Annotated in this window: 14 protein-coding genes; 13 read left to right on the forward strand and 1 reads right to left on the reverse strand. The window is 55.0% G+C overall.

The genetic code is table 11. The features are described 5' to 3' along the window. Positions 1-13: 13 nt before the first annotated feature. The 5 genes from hcp to ric all read left to right on the forward strand — a co-directional run bounded on the left by hcp (position 14) and on the right by ric (position 5,664). Positions 14-1,609: a hydroxylamine reductase gene (hcp, locus tag PPRO_RS05915; protein ID WP_011735124.1), complete on the forward strand. Its 1,596-nt coding sequence runs from the start codon at positions 14-16 to the stop codon at positions 1,607-1,609. A 78-nt stretch (positions 1,610-1,687) separates the two neighbouring features. Then, positions 1,688-2,122 (forward strand): PAS domain-containing protein, encoded by a 435-nt coding sequence (locus PPRO_RS05920; RefSeq protein ID WP_011735125.1) that lies wholly within the window; start codon positions 1,688-1,690, stop codon positions 2,120-2,122. A gap of 53 nt (positions 2,123-2,175) precedes the next feature. Next, on the forward strand, positions 2,176-3,393 hold the full coding sequence (locus PPRO_RS05925; protein ID WP_011735126.1) for an anaerobic nitric oxide reductase flavorubredoxin: 1,218 nt from the start codon (positions 2,176-2,178) through the stop codon (positions 3,391-3,393). Positions 3,394-3,779: 386 nt separating this feature from the next. After that, positions 3,780-4,445 carry a M24 family metallopeptidase gene (locus PPRO_RS05930; RefSeq protein WP_011735128.1) on the forward strand — a complete coding sequence of 222 codons (666 nt, stop codon included), beginning with the start codon at positions 3,780-3,782 and terminating at the stop codon, positions 4,443-4,445. 265 nt (positions 4,446-4,710) lie between these two features. Continuing rightward, positions 4,711-5,664, forward strand: a complete 954-nt coding sequence (gene ric / locus PPRO_RS05935) for an iron-sulfur cluster repair di-iron protein (RefSeq protein WP_011735129.1) — start codon at positions 4,711-4,713, stop codon at positions 5,662-5,664. 111 nt (positions 5,665-5,775) lie between these two features. Here the strand turns inward: ric and PPRO_RS21605 are convergent, their stop codons facing one another. Next, the gene (locus PPRO_RS21605; protein ID WP_269634980.1) at positions 5,776-5,904 is read right to left on the reverse strand and encodes a hypothetical protein; all 129 of its coding nucleotides are present in this window, start codon (positions 5,902-5,904) and stop codon (positions 5,776-5,778) included. Between the two features lie 187 nt (positions 5,905-6,091). Between PPRO_RS21605 and PPRO_RS05940 the strand changes: the two genes are divergently transcribed. From PPRO_RS05940 to PPRO_RS05975, 8 genes are all read left to right on the forward strand, one after another. Beyond that, positions 6,092-6,622 carry an HPP family protein gene (locus tag PPRO_RS05940; RefSeq protein WP_011735130.1) on the forward strand — a complete coding sequence of 177 codons (531 nt, stop codon included), beginning with the start codon at positions 6,092-6,094 and terminating at the stop codon, positions 6,620-6,622. Between the two features lie 526 nt (positions 6,623-7,148). Further along, on the forward strand, positions 7,149-8,249 hold the full coding sequence (locus PPRO_RS05945) for an ABC transporter substrate-binding protein (RefSeq protein WP_011735131.1): 1,101 nt from the start codon (positions 7,149-7,151) through the stop codon (positions 8,247-8,249). A 177-nt stretch (positions 8,250-8,426) separates the two neighbouring features. Further along, entirely contained in the window at positions 8,427-9,254 is an 828-nt protein-coding gene (locus PPRO_RS19385; protein WP_011735132.1) for a TorF family putative porin, read from the forward strand. A 52-nt stretch (positions 9,255-9,306) separates the two neighbouring features. Continuing rightward, positions 9,307-11,589, forward strand: a complete 2,283-nt coding sequence (locus PPRO_RS05955) for an ethanolamine ammonia-lyase (RefSeq protein WP_011735133.1) — start codon at positions 9,307-9,309, stop codon at positions 11,587-11,589. 120 nt (positions 11,590-11,709) lie between these two features. Further along, positions 11,710-12,492: a hypothetical protein gene (locus PPRO_RS05960; RefSeq protein WP_011735134.1), complete on the forward strand. Its 783-nt coding sequence runs from the start codon at positions 11,710-11,712 to the stop codon at positions 12,490-12,492. A gap of 25 nt (positions 12,493-12,517) precedes the next feature. Then, entirely contained in the window at positions 12,518-13,279 is a 762-nt protein-coding gene (locus PPRO_RS05965) for an ABC transporter ATP-binding protein (RefSeq protein ID WP_011735135.1), read from the forward strand. Between the two features lie 226 nt (positions 13,280-13,505). Further along, positions 13,506-14,330, forward strand: coding sequence for an ABC transporter substrate-binding protein (locus PPRO_RS05970; protein ID WP_198138332.1), 825 nt, complete (start codon positions 13,506-13,508; stop codon positions 14,328-14,330). 6 nt (positions 14,331-14,336) lie between these two features. Then, positions 14,337-15,365: a FecCD family ABC transporter permease gene (locus tag PPRO_RS05975; protein ID WP_011735137.1), complete on the forward strand. Its 1,029-nt coding sequence runs from the start codon at positions 14,337-14,339 to the stop codon at positions 15,363-15,365. Positions 15,366-15,372 lie beyond the last annotated feature (7 nt).

A 15,372-nucleotide genomic window follows, 5' to 3' on the forward strand; every position in this document is an offset into this window, starting at 1 on the left:
CGGGAGGAAAAATATGTTCTGTAATCAATGCGAGCAGGCTGCAAACGGGATCGGGTGCAACGTATCGGGCGTATGCGGCAAGAAACCTGAGGTGGCGGCCCTGCAGGACCACCTGCTGTACGGCCTGAAGAGCCTGGCCCTCTACGCCGAGAAAATCGGCCGGCACCCCGAGATCGACCGCTTCACCATCGAGGGACTCTTCACTACGGTCACCAACGTGGACTTCGATGCCCCTCGCATCAGCGCCATGATCACTCGCTGCTATTTGCTCAAGGAAAAAGCTAAGGACTGGGCCGGTATCACCATTCCGGGTGACGTTGCCGCCTGGCAGCCGGCCGCCGACTTGCAGGGCCGGATTGCCCAGGGTGAGGCTTACGGCATCAACAGCCAGCACGACAACGAAGATATCCGTTCCGTGATCGAAATCCTGCTGTACGGCCTGAAGGGCATGGCCGCCTATGTGGACCACGCCATGATCCTGGGCAAGGGAGACGACGAGGTGATGGCCTTCTTCCAGAGGGCGCTGGCAGCCACCACCGATCCCAGCCTGGGGCTGATGGACTTCGTCGGCCTTGCCATGGAGTGCGGCAAGCAGAACCTGACCGTCATGGGGCTCCTGGACAACGCCCACACCGGCACCTACGGCCACCCGGTTCCCACGCCGGTACAGCTGGGCACCAGGGCAGGCAAGGGGATCCTGGTCTCCGGCCATGACCTGAAGATGCTGGAGGAGCTGCTCAAGCAGACCCAGTTCAAAGGGATCAACGTCTACACCCACGGCGAGATGCTGCCGGCCCACGGCTACCCCGGCCTGAAGAAGTACAAGCACCTGGTGGGTAACTTCGGTGGAGCCTGGCAGGATCAGGCCAAGGAGTTCACGGAGTTCCCCGGCGCCATCATCTTCAATACCAACTGCATCCAGCGCCCGGATGACTCCTACAAGGACCGGCTCTTCACCTGGGGCCTGGTAGCTTGGCCTGACGTGCAGCACATTGACGGCTGGGACTTCAGCGCTGTCATCAACAAGGCCTTGGAATGCCCGGACCTGCCGGAGAACCCGGGCAAGGAGATCCTGACCGGTTTCGGCCACAACGCCGTGCTGGGCGTGGCGGACAAGGTCATCGACGCGGTCAAGAGCGGCGCCATCAAGCACTTCTTCCTCATCGGCGGCTGCGACGGCGCCAAGTCGGGACGCAACTACTACACCGAGTTTGCCGAGAAACTCCCCAAAGACACGGTCATTCTGACCCTGGCCTGCGGCAAGTACCGCTTCAACAAACTTGACTTCGGCGACATCGGCGGCATCCCGCGGCTCCTGGACATCGGCCAGTGCAACGATGCCTACTCGGCCATCCAGATCGCCGTGGCTTTGGCCGGCGCCTTTGGCTGCGGGGTGAACGACCTGCCGCTCTCCATGATCCTCTCCTGGTACGAGCAGAAAGCGGTGGTCATCCTGCTGACGCTTTTGCACCTGGGGATCAAGAACATCAAACTAGGGCCAACCCTGCCGGCCTTCATCACCCCCAATGTGCTCAGCTTCCTGGTGGAAAACTTCAACATCGGCCCGATCACCACGGCCGAGGCCGACATCAAGGCCATTCTGGGGTAGCGGAATGACACGATAAACGATTGACAACACACGCCTCGTGGTTCTTCGCGAGGCGTGTGTCATTTCTGGGGAGGAACTATGGACAGACGCTTGAATCAGCTGCTCAATGAAGCGCCGGACGCGATTATCATTGCCGACAGGGAAGGGGGTGTCCGCTTCTGGAACCGAGGGGCGGAATTGATGTTTGGCCATAGTGCGGCCGAAGCCGTGGGCCAATCGCTCGATCTGATCATCCCCGAAAACCTGCGCAAGCGCCACTGGGAAGGCTACTGGCGGGTGATGGCCTCCGGTGAGACCAAGTACAAAACCGGCCTGCTCTCGTCTCCTGGCGTCCGCAAGGACGGCAGCCGCGTTTCGCTGGAATTCAGCATGGTAATGCTGCGCGACGAGGCCGGAGCCATGCAGGGATGCGCCGCAATCATGCGCGATGTGACCGAACGATGGACGAGGGAGAAGGAACTGAAGGAGCGTTTGACTGCCTGCGAAACAAAACTGGCAGCAGTATCTGTTTAATCTCTTGTGATTTTGGCCTTTACCAAAAACAATCCAAAGGGAGGGATTTTGTCATGGGCGTTCCGATAAACAAAACCATAACCTGGGTAGGCAAGGTGGATTGGGAATTACGCACTTTTCATGGCGAAGAGTATTCCACGCACCGGGGCTCTTCCTATAACTCCTATCTGGTCCGCGATGAAAAGACAGTGCTCATCGATACGGTCTGGGCGCCGTTTGCCAAGGAGTTTGTGCACAATCTACAACAGGAGATTGATCTCAAGAACATCGACTACATCATTGTCAACCATGGTGAAAGCGATCACAGCGGCGCTTTGCCGGAGCTCATGCGCCTGATTCCCGATATTCCGATCTACTGTACCGCCAATGCGGTCAAATCCCTGAAGGGGCACTACCATCAGGACTGGAATTTCCATGTCGTCAAGAGCGGCGACCGCCTGAATATCGGTACGAAAGAGCTGATCTTCGTGGAAGCGCCCATGCTCCACTGGCCTGACACCATGTTCTGCTATCTGACCGATGACAACACCCTCTTCAGCAGTGATGCCTTTGGACAGCACTATGCCACGGAGCGCATGTTCAACGATCTGGTCGACCAGCCGGAACTGTTCCAGGAGTGCATCAAGTACTACGCCAACATCCTGACCCCCTTCAGCCCCCTGGTTGATCGGAAAATCAAGGAGTTTGTCGGCCTGAATCTGCCGCTGGACATGATCTGCCCCAGCCATGGCGTCGTCTGGCGTGACAACCCGCTCCAGATCGTGACCACCTACCTGGAGTGGGCTGCCAACTATCACGAAAACCAGATCACGATTATCTATGACAGCATGTGGGACGGAACGAGAAAGATGGCCGAAGCGATCGCCAGGGGTATCACCGGGTCGGACCGTGATGTGGTGGTCAAGATTTTCAACGCCTCCCGTAGCGACAAGAACGACATCATTACGGAAGTATTCAGGTCAAAGGCGATACTCGTCGGTTCTCCCACGATCAACAGGGGCATACTCTCCGCTATGGCGGCAATTCTCGAAGAAATCAGGGGGCTGGGCTTCAAGAACAAGAAGGCCGCCGCGTTCGGAGCCTACGGATGGAGCGGTGAGTCGGTAAAGATGCTGTCGGAACGGCTGAAGGAGGGAGGTTTCTTGCTTGTCAATGACGGACTGAAGCTGCTCTGGAATCCGGACGAGAAGGGGTTAGCCGCTTGCCTCGACTTTGGCGGCGAGATCGCCCGAGCGGGGCGTATGCAATACGCCCCTACATCAGGGTCATAAATGTCGTCTTCTGGTTGCAACACGGAATTAGATACGAGGGGGCAGGGGGCGTTATGAAATGTGCCAAAAACAGAATCAGTCATGAAAAATGAGCATGACACCCGTTAAGTAAACGACGGCTGAATCCCCGTCCACAGGACGGGGTTTTCAGGCTTCAAAAAAATACAGAGCTGCAATTCACCTGCAAAGGGCGCCTCGTGATTCACTGCGAGGAGCCCTTTGCAATCTGCCGGACTATTTTGCCCATATTTCTCAACCGCTTTTTGACGTGAGTCAAATACTACCATGTGGATTGATGTACTCTGTCCACAGACAAGAGAGGATATGGACAATTTGGCAGTTCGAGTCGGATGCAGGACCAAATCCCGAAACAGAGGAGTGCAACTATGACCCAGGATGCAGCGGTAGTGGAGCAAACCAAAGCAGGATTTTCCGTCGAGAAAATGCAGGAAACCAGAGCGAAGGCACAGCAGGCGGTAAGCCGGATTGCCGGTCAGGTCAAGGCAGGGATGCTGGAAGAAGATGCCAACAAAATGGTGGTTGCCACCTTGCTGGAAATGGGTGCCACAAAGGCATTCCACAAGCCCTACATCCGCTTCGGAAGCAACACCACCAAAACCTTTGGCGCCGATTCCGATCCGGGAGTCCGTTTGGGCGAGGACGACATCTTCTTTATCGATGTCGGACCGGTCTGGGAAGGGTACGAAGGGGATGCGGGTGATACCTTCGTTACCGGAAGCGATCCGGAACTGAAACGCTGCGCGGTGGATGCCAGGCGAATTTACGATGCCGTTGAAAAGAAGTGGAAAGCGGAAAAGGCCACCGGTGTTGAGCTGTATCAGTTTGCCGAACAGATGGCCAAGGATCTGGGGTGGGTGCTGAACCTGGATCTGGGGGGGCATCGCCTGGGAGACTATTCCAGTGCGGAGCATTACGAAGGTCCCCTGTCCGAGATTTCCTTTCACCCTTCCCCCAATCTCTGGATGGTTGAAATCCATATCCGCCATCCGGAAAAACAATTTGGCGCGTTTTACGAGGATCTGCTGGTCTAGTACCCGGTAAATCTTCGTATTCGCTATCGGCGCGGAAAGGCGGGGATGATGTGATTCCCCGCCTTTCCGTTTCTACAACCTTCACACTACTTCTCGACCCGCTCCTGGTGACCTGTTGCTGGAAATACCGGAACCATGACCTGGGTCAAATCGATTTCAGGGACTCTCCGGTATACTGACCTCAACATCGTGGAAGTCACGATTCGCTGCACGAAAGCCAGGAGAACAGGTGCGCCCTGTTTCTCCAGGGGCAAAGGAGACCGCAATGAACAAACAGAAAACGGGACAGAAGGGGGACGTAACGGGTAAAACCATCGGTGAACTGGTTGCCTCCGACTATCGGGCCGCCAGGGTCTTCGAGAAATACGGAATCGATTTCTGCTGCGGCGGCAAAATCCCCCTTGCGACCGCCTGTCAGGAGCGTGGTATCGATCCTGATCTGGTCAGCCGGGAGATTGGGGAGGCCGCGAGCGAACCGCTGGAGCGGAGCCAGAACTACGCCGCCTGGGGGCTGCCGTTCCTGGCGGATTACATCATAAACACCCACCATGCCTACTTGAACGAGAATCTCAGCCAGATCTCCGCCTATGCCGACAAGATCGCCCAGGTCCATGGCGCCAGGCACCCCGAGGTGATTGAGATCGCCAGGATCTTCGACAAGATAGCGACCGACATGGTGGCCCATCTCCGCGAAGAAGAGGACGTGCTCTTTCCTGCCATCAAACGGATCGATGCGGCAGTACAGGCCGGCAGGGAACCGGATGCGGGAGACAGGGAAACCGTCAAAACCAGTCTTGCGCAACTTGATCGCGAGCATGAAGAGATCGGCGACGCGGTCCACACCATCCGCGATCTCTCCAACAACTATGGGATTCCGAACGATGTCTGCACCACCTTCATGCTCACCTACCGGATGCTGAAGGAATTTGAGGACGATCTTCACAAGCATGTCCACATGGAGAACAATATCCTCTTTCCCAAAGCAGCGCAGCTCTCGGTCGAATCCTGTTCAAGGGAGGAAAAGGCCATGGGGAAAACAGTAGCGGTTGATCAGAATGAATGCATCAGTTGCGGTCTCTGCATCGAGAGTTTGCCCGAGGTTTTTCGCTTCGCCGACAACGGCACGTCGGAAGCCTATGATCAGGGCGGGGCTTCCGAGGACAAGATCCAGTCGGCCATCAACAACTGCCCGGTCTCCTGCATCCACTGGAAGGAATAACCCGCAACAGGGGGTGTCAGGGATAAAGTGCCTTCATCAAAATCAGCAGCCACGTTACGTGCCATCGTGCAGTGGTGTTTCATGCTCTGGGTGGTCGGGATCGGCATCCGTTTAGGGCTGTTTGTCGCAGTCATGGAGAGGGGCGCAGCCGTTCTCCATGACTGCGTCCTCCGGGGGTGAATGGATTCTGCCCATCGGCGACTTGGCCAGTTTGAAGTACTGGCTGGTTTTGGGAACCATTCATCCGGTGCATCCCGCGGCCCGATTCGTCTTTTTGGCTGGCATCGCAACGGGAATGCACAACGGACACTGGCACAGCTCGTTGAGCCCTGCTATCGGCACCTCATCCTGCTTGTCCCGTACCTGATTCACTGAAGCGGCATCGATTTCCGCGTGGACCACAGGCCCGTATCCCCATGGAGAAGAAATGACAATACAAAGAAGGTTGACCGGATTCCCCCGGCGCTGCAAGGCGCCGCTGCGGGGACCGCGCCCCCCCATGACATTGCGTTACGCCATCTGGAGCTTCCTCAGCGGTACGCTGGGGATACTGGCTATTTTCGAGATTACCTCACTGGTTGGCCAGCCACTGCTGATCGGCTCGTTCGGTGCGTCGGCGGTGCTGCTGTTTGGCGCAACGGAGTCGCCGCTGGCTCAGCCGCGAAATCTGGTGGGAGGGCATCTCGTCTCGGCAACGGTGGCGGTGATTGTGGTCGCCCTGTTCGGTTCCACCCCTCTTACCATTGCTTTCGGGGTAGGGTTGGCCATCTTTGCCATGAACCTGACCCACACGACCCACCCACCGGGGGGAGCGACCGCCCTGATCGGCGTACAGGGCGCGGTCGGACCTGGATTCATCCTGGTTCCGGTTCTGGCCGGTGCCCTTATTCTGCTGGTTACCGCACTCTTTACCAACAATGTCGTCTACCATCGCAGATACCCCAGGCACTGGTTATGAATGAAGGACGTATCCTCATGAGTCCTGTCTGCCGTGCTATTGCTCCGTATATGCTCCCCTGAGCGGGCGTTTTGGCTTTGTTGGCTGGGGCGCTGCTCAGGTGGGTTGTGGGGGTATTTGTGATCCCGTCAGCGCGGACGACCTTTTTCCATGTTTCTGAAATGTTTTTCATTTTCCGCCGGTTGGATTCTGATTTATCCCTGGATGTAACCACCTCAATAAAACAATAGTTGATTGACATAGGCCAATCAGTTGTTAATCTCACACCTGTATGCGTGAAATTTTTCCCGCACAATCTGAATCAATGCACCAAATATGGTCGGGATGGGTGCCAACGGTTCCGTTCGCTGGTGGCGTGAAAGCGAATGGCGAGAGTTGCTTCTGCCCGTTTCTGGTACGTGCGGCGGCCGAAAATACTGAAATCAAGGGTTGACAACGGTAGTTTCTTTAGTTAGAGTTTGGACGGGTTTAGAACTTTAGATAGAGGGGTTGGAACGCATGTTGTAATACCAAAGGAGGAGATTTTATGAGAACGATGTCCCTTGTGTCTATCGGCTTATTCATTGCGGTTGTCTTGTGTGGGATTCATCCCGCTTGGGCAGTTCAGCAGGAGACCATTCGCATTACCTGCTGGGAGGGGTATGCGGACACGGCGTTTGTTGATGATTTCAAGGCCATAATAAAGAAGAAGTACAACATAAATGTGGACGTGAAACCCTCCTACGCAACCGGTCAAGAAGATTTCTACAATGCCGCCAAGAACGGCACCGCTGACCTCATTTCCCCCCCCGCCGACATGGCAAAATCTTCCAAGTTCAACTTTTTCAGAAAAGGGCGAGTGGTACTGGCTCCCCTTGACATGATAAATATTCCCAATGCAGCACATATGCTGCCGTTTTTCACGGCGGACACGTCTCTTGGCGTGGCTGGGAAGCGCTATGGCCTTCCCTATAACTGTGGTCCCTACGGGTTGGCGTTCAATGCCGACGTCGTCAAGGAGACTCCGTCAAGCTGGAATATATTCTGGGATCCGCAGTATGCCGGCAAATACACTATCAATAACAACTTCCATAAGGTCAATATCTGGATCACGGCCCTTGCACTCGGCTATAAGTACGAGGATCTGTTCGATATCGACCGGCTTGACCGTAGCAGGATCCAGCCCAGGTTGAATGAACTGGTCAAAGGGGCCAAGAGCCTCTGGGACGGGGAAGCCAATGCTGACGAATTCCCCCAGTTGTCGTTGGCCACCACCTGGGGATTTGCGGTGGTGAAGGCAAATCAGAAGGGCGGCAACTGGAAACTGGCCACCGCGAAGGAAGGCGGAAGTGCCTGGATTGACTACTGGTGCATTACCCATGCAGCAAAAGGGATGAAGAAAAAACTGTGCGAAGAGTGGATCAATCTGCACCTGTCCCCCAAATACCAGGCAGCGGTTGTCAAGCAGCAGGGCGTCTCGCCGGTGGTCGACAATGTGGGTGATCTGGTGAGCGCTGAGGAGAGAAGCCTCTTCAATGTGGGCAACAACGACTACTTTAAGACCGTGGCAATCTGGCGGGTCATGGACAAGAAAACCGAGAAGGCCTTTGGTGAGATGTGGGAGATGGCAAAAAAACAGAGGCAGTAAATGCCCTGTGCCAAGGGCTCTGCCAGGTATCCCAACACCTTCAACCGAGAAAATGGTCCGGAAGGACATGGTCGGCAGTCGTTTCGTCGACGAGAATCCATAAAGGTTTAGAACGGGCCAGAAAGGGACGTGGAGCATGAGGGAACTACCATACTACAAGGAGCAAAGGAGGGTAACATGAAGGCATCGTTAAGAACACTGGCTTTGAGTTTGATGTTTGCCGTTGGAATGGGGGTGGGTACGTATGCCCATGCGCAGGACGCGGTAGCGGAACCGGCACCGCCAGCCGGGTATAAACTGATCCCCGAGGATCTCACCGCCGACTTGAACGTGTCGCTCTACACGCAATACGTCTGGCGTGGATACGCGCTCAGCAAAGACAGTCTGGTCATCTTTCCCACCCTGACCGTGGGCTACAAGGGATTTGCCTTTAATGTCTGGACGGATCTTGATACCGATTACGATGGTCTCGGGCCGGCAGGAGATTCGCACAACTGCAGGTTGTGGGAAACGGACTATGTCCTTACCTACAGCAACTCCTATGAGCCGTGGAAACTGAACTACACCCTGGGATGGATCTACTACGACACGGATGGTACTGATGGTCTCACCCCCACCAAGAGCCAGGAGCTCTTTGTAACCCTCGGCCTGGATACGTTGCTTAAACCAACGTTCAGCGTCTTTCAGGAGATTGAAACAGGCCACGCCTGGTACTTCCAGTTGGGGCTTTCCCACAGCTTGGCCGTCTACAAGGACTGGTCCCTGGACCTAGCGGGAACGGTCAGCTACCTCAACAATAAATCAACCAACGACTTTTCCGATTTCCATGACGGCAACATCTCGGCCGGCCTGAAGATTCCGCTGAACAAATACCTCTCGATTACGCCCAAGATTCAGTACTCGTTCCCGCTCAGTTCAGCCGCTTCCAAAGATATCGAGGCAGGCAGCCTGACTCGCGCGCACAACTTCGTTTACGGGGGTATTATATTCGACCTGGCAATCTAGCCCCTGCTGACTTGTCGAGAGCCATACCAACTGACAAAGGAGGTTCCAGAGTATGAAACGATTGTTTTTGATTGCAGCGATGCTTGTCGTTGGAATTCTGACGTTGAGCACGAACAGCCATGCCATTGCAATAAAAAGCGTAAAACCGGGTGAGGATGTTTTCAAGTACATCCAACGGGTCAAAGGCTCGTTTGATCAGGTGCTGTATCAGCAGGTGATCGGCGCGTCAAACGCCTTCAAGGAGGGGGACAAGACCATCGGCGTAGCCGCCGATACCAATACCAGCCGAGAAAACGCCCGGAAGCTTTTGGCAAATACCAAAATCAAGGATATCACCAATCACCCCTTGCATAATGACGACCTTTACAAGTTTATCGCCAAGTCCGTTGATCCTGCCCAGTACGCTAAAATTAAAGACTGGACAATGGGCAGGATGAAAGCCTTCCTGCTGGACAAATCGGAAGCCGAAATCAAGTCGGTCATGTACGGCATGAACAGCGAAGTGGTCGGCTGTCTGCCCAAGCTGATGAGCAACAAGGAACTGATCGCGGTCAACCGGAAGATCTTCAACCCGCTTCCCGGAACCAAGATCGGCGCCAAAGGGTATCTGAGCGCACGCATCCAGCCCAACTCACCCACTGACGATCCCGAAGAGATCATGATGCAGGTGCTTTCTGCATTCTCATACGGCGTTGGCGATCTGGTGCTTGGCACCAACCCGGTGGACGGAACGAAAGAACAAACTGCACGGGTAGAGGCATCCCTCAAGGATGTGGTCGATACGTTCAAACTGAACGGTACCATTCCTTGGTGCGTCCTGGCCCATATTGACGTTCAGAGGGAGATATTCAACGAGAAACCGGAACTGATTGACTGCATGTTCCAGAGCCTTGCAGGAACCGATACGGCAAACAAGACGTTCGACATTTCCGTCGAGAAGATGGTCGACCACGCCAAGTCCCGCGCCGGACAGAGATACGGTCTCTATTTCGAGACCGGTCAGGGCTCCGATTTCACCAACGGCGGTGCCGAAGGCGTCGACATGGTCGTACTCGAATCCCGCAAGTACGGGATGGCACGCGGTCTGCAGCAGGTTCTTGCCCAGGTTCAGCCCCAGGGTGCATATCTCCATGTCAATGATGTGGCCGGTTTCATCGGACCGGAAGTGTTCCGCACCAAGGAACAACTGGTGCGCTGCTGCCTGGAAGACATCCTGATGGGCAAACTGCAGGGGATCACGATAGGTCTGGATATCTGTTCCACTCTGCACATGTCGGTAAGCCTTGACGACCTGGAGTGGTGCCAGGACCAGATCATGCCGGCAAATCCTGCCTATCTTATGGCTCTTCCCACCAGAAACGACCCGATGCTCAGCTATCTGACCACCAGCTATCAGGATCATGTGCGTATCCGCAGCAAGTTCGGCTACAAGGTTAACGATACCATGTGGGACTTCTTCAAGCGCATCCAGGTTATCGACAAGAACGGCAAGCCGACCAAGCATTTCGGCGATCCGATCTGGGTCTACTACCAGTATTGCAAAGCCAAGGGTGACACACGCTCCCAGCAGGAAATCATGGCCGAAGGCAAGCAGAAGTTCGACGCCATCCACAACACCTGGCTCAAGACCGGTAACAAGGTGCCTCTGGCATCCGGTTACGGAAAGAACATCTGGGACCTGAATCCGCAACTGGACAAGAAGATCCGTGAACTCTACGCCGACGCCAAAAAAGCCATCTGGGCCGAATTTACGCCGGAATTTCTCAAGAGCGTGCCTGACTCGGTTCAGCTGGGAACCCTGTCCAAGGATCGCGAAAACTACATCGTGCATCCCGAAACCGGTGAACAGCTGAACAAACAGTCTGTCGCGACTCTTCAGAAACTGCGTGATTCCTGGCAGGGGCAGACACCTGACGTGCAGATCGTCGTCTCCGATGGTTTGAACGCCAAGTCGATCATGGCTCCTGAGCATACGCTGCCGTACATCACGGCGCTGAGAAAAGAACTGCAGGCCGCAGGGTTGACCGCTGACAAGAAAAACATCGTCATCAGCAGTGGCCGCGTACGCGCAGGCTACATGGTCGGTGATGTTCTGTTCAACAATGCCGATCCTGGAAAAGCCCGCGCCGTTGTTCATATCATTGGCGAACGCCCGGGTACGGGGCAGGACGCCTTCTCGGTATATATTGCCGCTCCCAAGGGAAAAGTATGGGCAGAGAAGAAGGTAGACCACAATATCGTGAAAGTGCAGTCCGGTATCTCCAAACAGGCTACCAAGCCTGCGGACGCAGCTAAACAGACCGTCAAACTGATCAAGGAATTGATGGCAAGCTAAACACTGAATGGCCCCAAAGAGGCATCTTTACGGTGTCTCTTTGGGGCTTTCTTGTGCCACCAATCAGGCGAATCGAACCCACCCGTGTAACATAATTCGTAACTCATCGAGCTTCATCCTATGGATACAGAGCAAACACTAGCTCAGGCTGACTACATCATTCCTTCCCTGGCTCAAAAAATTCAACTCTATATAGCGGCGCTGAAAACGGTCCCCTTCTACCGTTATGGGGAAATCGGCAATATCTGCTACACCATTGGCAAAAACATCCTGGATGGCGTCATTCTTTTCACCATGTTTTCAATGGCTGAACAGGAACTGAAGGTTGCTGCCATACTGGGAGTGGTTGTGAAATACGCGTATCCGGGCATTAGCATGATCTCAAGTACCTGTATTTCAGGATTTATAGACCATCTGGAAGCGGTTCGCGACACCACCAGGCAGATTGCCCGCCTTATCAGGGCACAGTTAGGGGTAGCCGTGGGTCAGGCCCTGGGTGCCGTTTGCCTGTTACTCTGTTTTCCTCCCGTATTTACGTTCTTTTTCGCCAGTGTATCCTTTAAGGCCTATCTGCTGGTGGCAATCTACCTGCTGCACCACGTGTGTGACGGATCGTCGCAAATCATCGAGGGCAGAACCTGGTTCAAGATCATCGAAATAAAAATCCGCAGAGGGCACAATGCGAAGCTTTCCCAGAATTTCTGGGTAATATATACTCTGGCCCAAAACTTTCAGCTTCTTTTGGGGCAACTCTTCATCTGGTCTGCCTTGGGCATAACCAGCGAGTTCTCCCCTGATCTGACATCTGTCGCTTTGAGCATTACCGTCTATTGCGGCTTTTTCTGCGTCGTTATTTCGAAATTCATTCTTCCCGCTGCCTACAAGCTAAAGCTCTGCTCCTGATAACTGTCTGACTCCTGGTTTTCCTATGCTTGTCGTTGACACACTTCATTTTTCCATTGATGGCAAAAAGATTCTGGATGGCATATCCGCATGTTTCGAGCCGCGCAAGATTCATGGGATCATCGGTCCGAACGGATCCGGCAAATCCACCCTGTTGAAGAATATCTGCAGGCTCTGGGAGCCGCAGTCCGGGGCTATCGTTCTCAACGGCAAAAATCTGGCCAAGATGCCTCGGAAAGAACTGAGCACGCTGGTTACCCTGGTTCCGCAGAACACGACCATCGGTTTTCCCGTATCGGTGTTCGACATCGTAGCCATGGGGCGAAACCCGCATCTGGGAAGGTTCGAGGGGGTAGGGCCGAGGGACCGGGAAATTATCGAGCGGGCGCTATGGCAGACCAATATCCATGCCCTGAAGGATAGAAACATCAACGAATTGTCCGGCGGAGAGGGGCAACTGGCGATAATCGCCCGGGCTATCGCGACCGAGGCGCCTCTGATACTGCTGGATGAGCCGACCTCGGAACTTGACGTCAAGCACACGCTGGAGATCGTCAAGCTGTTATGCGAACTCAAGGATCAGGGCAAAACCATACTGGTGACCATCCATGACCTGAATCTGGCCAGAAAGTTGTGTGATACAATTACGATATTGTGCGCCGGGAAGTTGTTTTTCTCGGGCGCTCCGGAGGACGCCTTTTCCGAGGAAAACATCAGCCAGGTTTTTCAGGTGAGGGTGAGGGAGTACAAACACGATGGCACGACCTTCCTTGATTTCCGTTCCTAAGAGCATCGAAACATCCGCCATGCGAAGCTGTCGGATACTCAGCGCACTTCTCGCGTTCTGCTGTCTGGTTGCCTGTGCCCCCCCGTCCGGGGTGAATCACGGTCAGAAAGCGGTTCCCCCCCTTGATATGCACAGGTTGATCACAGAGCTGAGCCATGTCAGGGGCAAAACCCAGGCTGAAGGCGCATGGCCCCGAAAAATACGCTACAGCTTTGATGTGCATGACTTGAAGACGGATACGTTCCGGCAGGAGACAAAAAGCTTTGAGATTCAGAAGAAGCCGCTGCGCATAATACCCCATGCGGTGGGCGTCGCCGAGATCTTGTGGGCAATCTGCCCGCGCGAGCGCTTGATTGCCTTTAATGATCTTACCGCTGATCCGGACTCGAGCTTTATAGCCGACAAGGCACGGCAGCAGGGCCCAATCTTCAGATCAAAACAGACGGAACTGGTGATCGGCTACCGCCCGGATCTGGTCTTTACGGTGTTTTATTCCGGTGCTGATTTCAAGGAAAAGCTCAGCCAGGCACAGATTCCCAGCTTTGAACTCGGGCATTTCGGGTCGATCGAGTCGGTACAGCGGCAGATTCTGCTCATAGGAGACGTCATCGGTGAGGAGGGCAATGCCCGTGCTCTGGTGAATCTCATGAATGAGAGGATCCGGGACCTTAAGGCCCGGACCCCCCACAGAGATCACCCGATCCGCGTTCTGTATTATGACGAGGGGGGCTATGTTCCCGGCAGATTTTCAAATTTCAACTCGATCTGCGACATGATCGGTGCCGTCAATGTGGGGACTGAGCAGGGCATTGCATCCTGGTCGCGGATCGACTACGAAACCCTGCTCAAGTGGAACCCGGACGTCATTATCGTTCCCGATCGCAGCAAGCTGAAGGAACTGCTTGTGTCGAATCGTCTGCTGTCCCACGCCAGGGCCATACGGAGCAACTCCGTGTATGACGTCCCCGGCGTGTATCTGCGGGCTTCATCCCAATACATGCTTCTCAGCGCCGATCTGATCGCGGGGATCATCTACCGGCAGCCCCGCTAATCCGTCATGGTGAAAAAGGACTATTTCATAATCGCACTCCTGATGGCCCTGGTTGTTGCCGGTGGTCTGCTCTCCCTCTCGTCGGGCTCATGGTCGATTCCTGCCTCCCATGTGGTCATGATCGTTTTGTCAAAATTGGGGCTGTACGCCGGCGCCATCAGTGACGTGGAGGCTTCCATTGTCTGGGACGGCCGGCTTCCGCGCTTTCTGGTCGCCTTTCTGGTGGGCTTTTCCCTTGGCGGAGCAGGTACGATCATGCAGGGGATATTCAAGAATCCCATGGCCAGTCCCGGAGTCATGGGCATCGACGCAGGTGCGGCGCTGGGCGCCGTGCTGGCCATTTACCTGGGGCTTGCATCGTACTCGCTGGTGGCGCTCCCCTGCGCGGCGATCGTTTTTTCCCTGCTCACCCTGGTCATGGTCTTCGCCATCGCCACATCAGGAGGGCGGACGTCGGTTTCAACGCTGCTGCTGGCGGGCATTGCCCTCAGCCTGGTGTTCGGCGCCCTCACATCATTTGTCATTACCCTGAGCACCGCGGAGTTCGACGTTGGGCGGGTGATCGTGAACTGGCTCATGGGTGACCTTAACAACCGCTCCTGGGAGCACGTTGCCATCGTCATTCCGACCACTCTTGTCGCACTCCTGGGAACCCTCTTTTTTGCCCGGGACCTTAACCTTCTCATGCTCGGAGAAGAAACCGCGGCAAACCTGGGAGTCAACATACGACGCGCCCGCAATGGTCTTTTGCTCTTTTCCTCCATCGAAACCGGCGGAGCCATCGCGGTGTCGGGGGTCATCGGCTTTGTCGGGCTGGTGGCGCCGCATATCATGCGTAGCCTCACCGGACCGGACAACCGGAAGCTGATATTCTCTTCCGGGCTGCTGGCGGCGGTTTTCATTATCTACGCCGATCTTTTTGTGCGGCTGATCGTAACGGTGGACCTGAAGGTGGGGATCATCACCTCCATGCTCGGCGGCCCGTTTTTTCTCTATCTGATCGTAAAGCACAGAAAACAGTTTGAATACATGTGAATAAGCC

It is taken from the genome of Pelobacter propionicus DSM 2379, assembly GCF_000015045.1.
Lineage (GTDB): Bacteria > Desulfobacterota > Desulfuromonadia > Geobacterales > Pseudopelobacteraceae > Pseudopelobacter > Pseudopelobacter propionicus.

Coding starts and splice junctions, on each gene's coding strand:
- hcp (WP_011735124.1), top strand. CDS start 14: ATGTTCTGTAATCAATGCGAGCAGGCTGCAAACGGGATCGGGTGCAAC.
- PPRO_RS05920 (WP_011735125.1), top strand. CDS start 1,688: ATGGACAGACGCTTGAATCAGCTGCTCAATGAAGCGCCGGACGCGATT.
- PPRO_RS05925 (WP_011735126.1), top strand. CDS start 2,176: ATGGGCGTTCCGATAAACAAAACCATAACCTGGGTAGGCAAGGTGGAT.
- PPRO_RS05930 (WP_011735128.1), top strand. CDS start 3,780: ATGACCCAGGATGCAGCGGTAGTGGAGCAAACCAAAGCAGGATTTTCC.
- ric (WP_011735129.1), top strand. CDS start 4,711: ATGAACAAACAGAAAACGGGACAGAAGGGGGACGTAACGGGTAAAACC.
- PPRO_RS21605 (WP_269634980.1), bottom strand. CDS start 5,904: ATGGTTCCCAAAACCAGCCAGTACTTCAAACTGGCCAAGTCGCCGATG.
- PPRO_RS05940 (WP_011735130.1), top strand. CDS start 6,092: ATGACAATACAAAGAAGGTTGACCGGATTCCCCCGGCGCTGCAAGGCG.
- PPRO_RS05945 (WP_011735131.1), top strand. CDS start 7,149: ATGAGAACGATGTCCCTTGTGTCTATCGGCTTATTCATTGCGGTTGTC.
- PPRO_RS19385 (WP_011735132.1), top strand. CDS start 8,427: ATGAAGGCATCGTTAAGAACACTGGCTTTGAGTTTGATGTTTGCCGTT.
- PPRO_RS05955 (WP_011735133.1), top strand. CDS start 9,307: ATGAAACGATTGTTTTTGATTGCAGCGATGCTTGTCGTTGGAATTCTG.
- PPRO_RS05960 (WP_011735134.1), top strand. CDS start 11,710: ATGGATACAGAGCAAACACTAGCTCAGGCTGACTACATCATTCCTTCC.
- PPRO_RS05965 (WP_011735135.1), top strand. CDS start 12,518: ATGCTTGTCGTTGACACACTTCATTTTTCCATTGATGGCAAAAAGATT.
- PPRO_RS05975 (WP_011735137.1), top strand. CDS start 14,337: ATGGTGAAAAAGGACTATTTCATAATCGCACTCCTGATGGCCCTGGTT.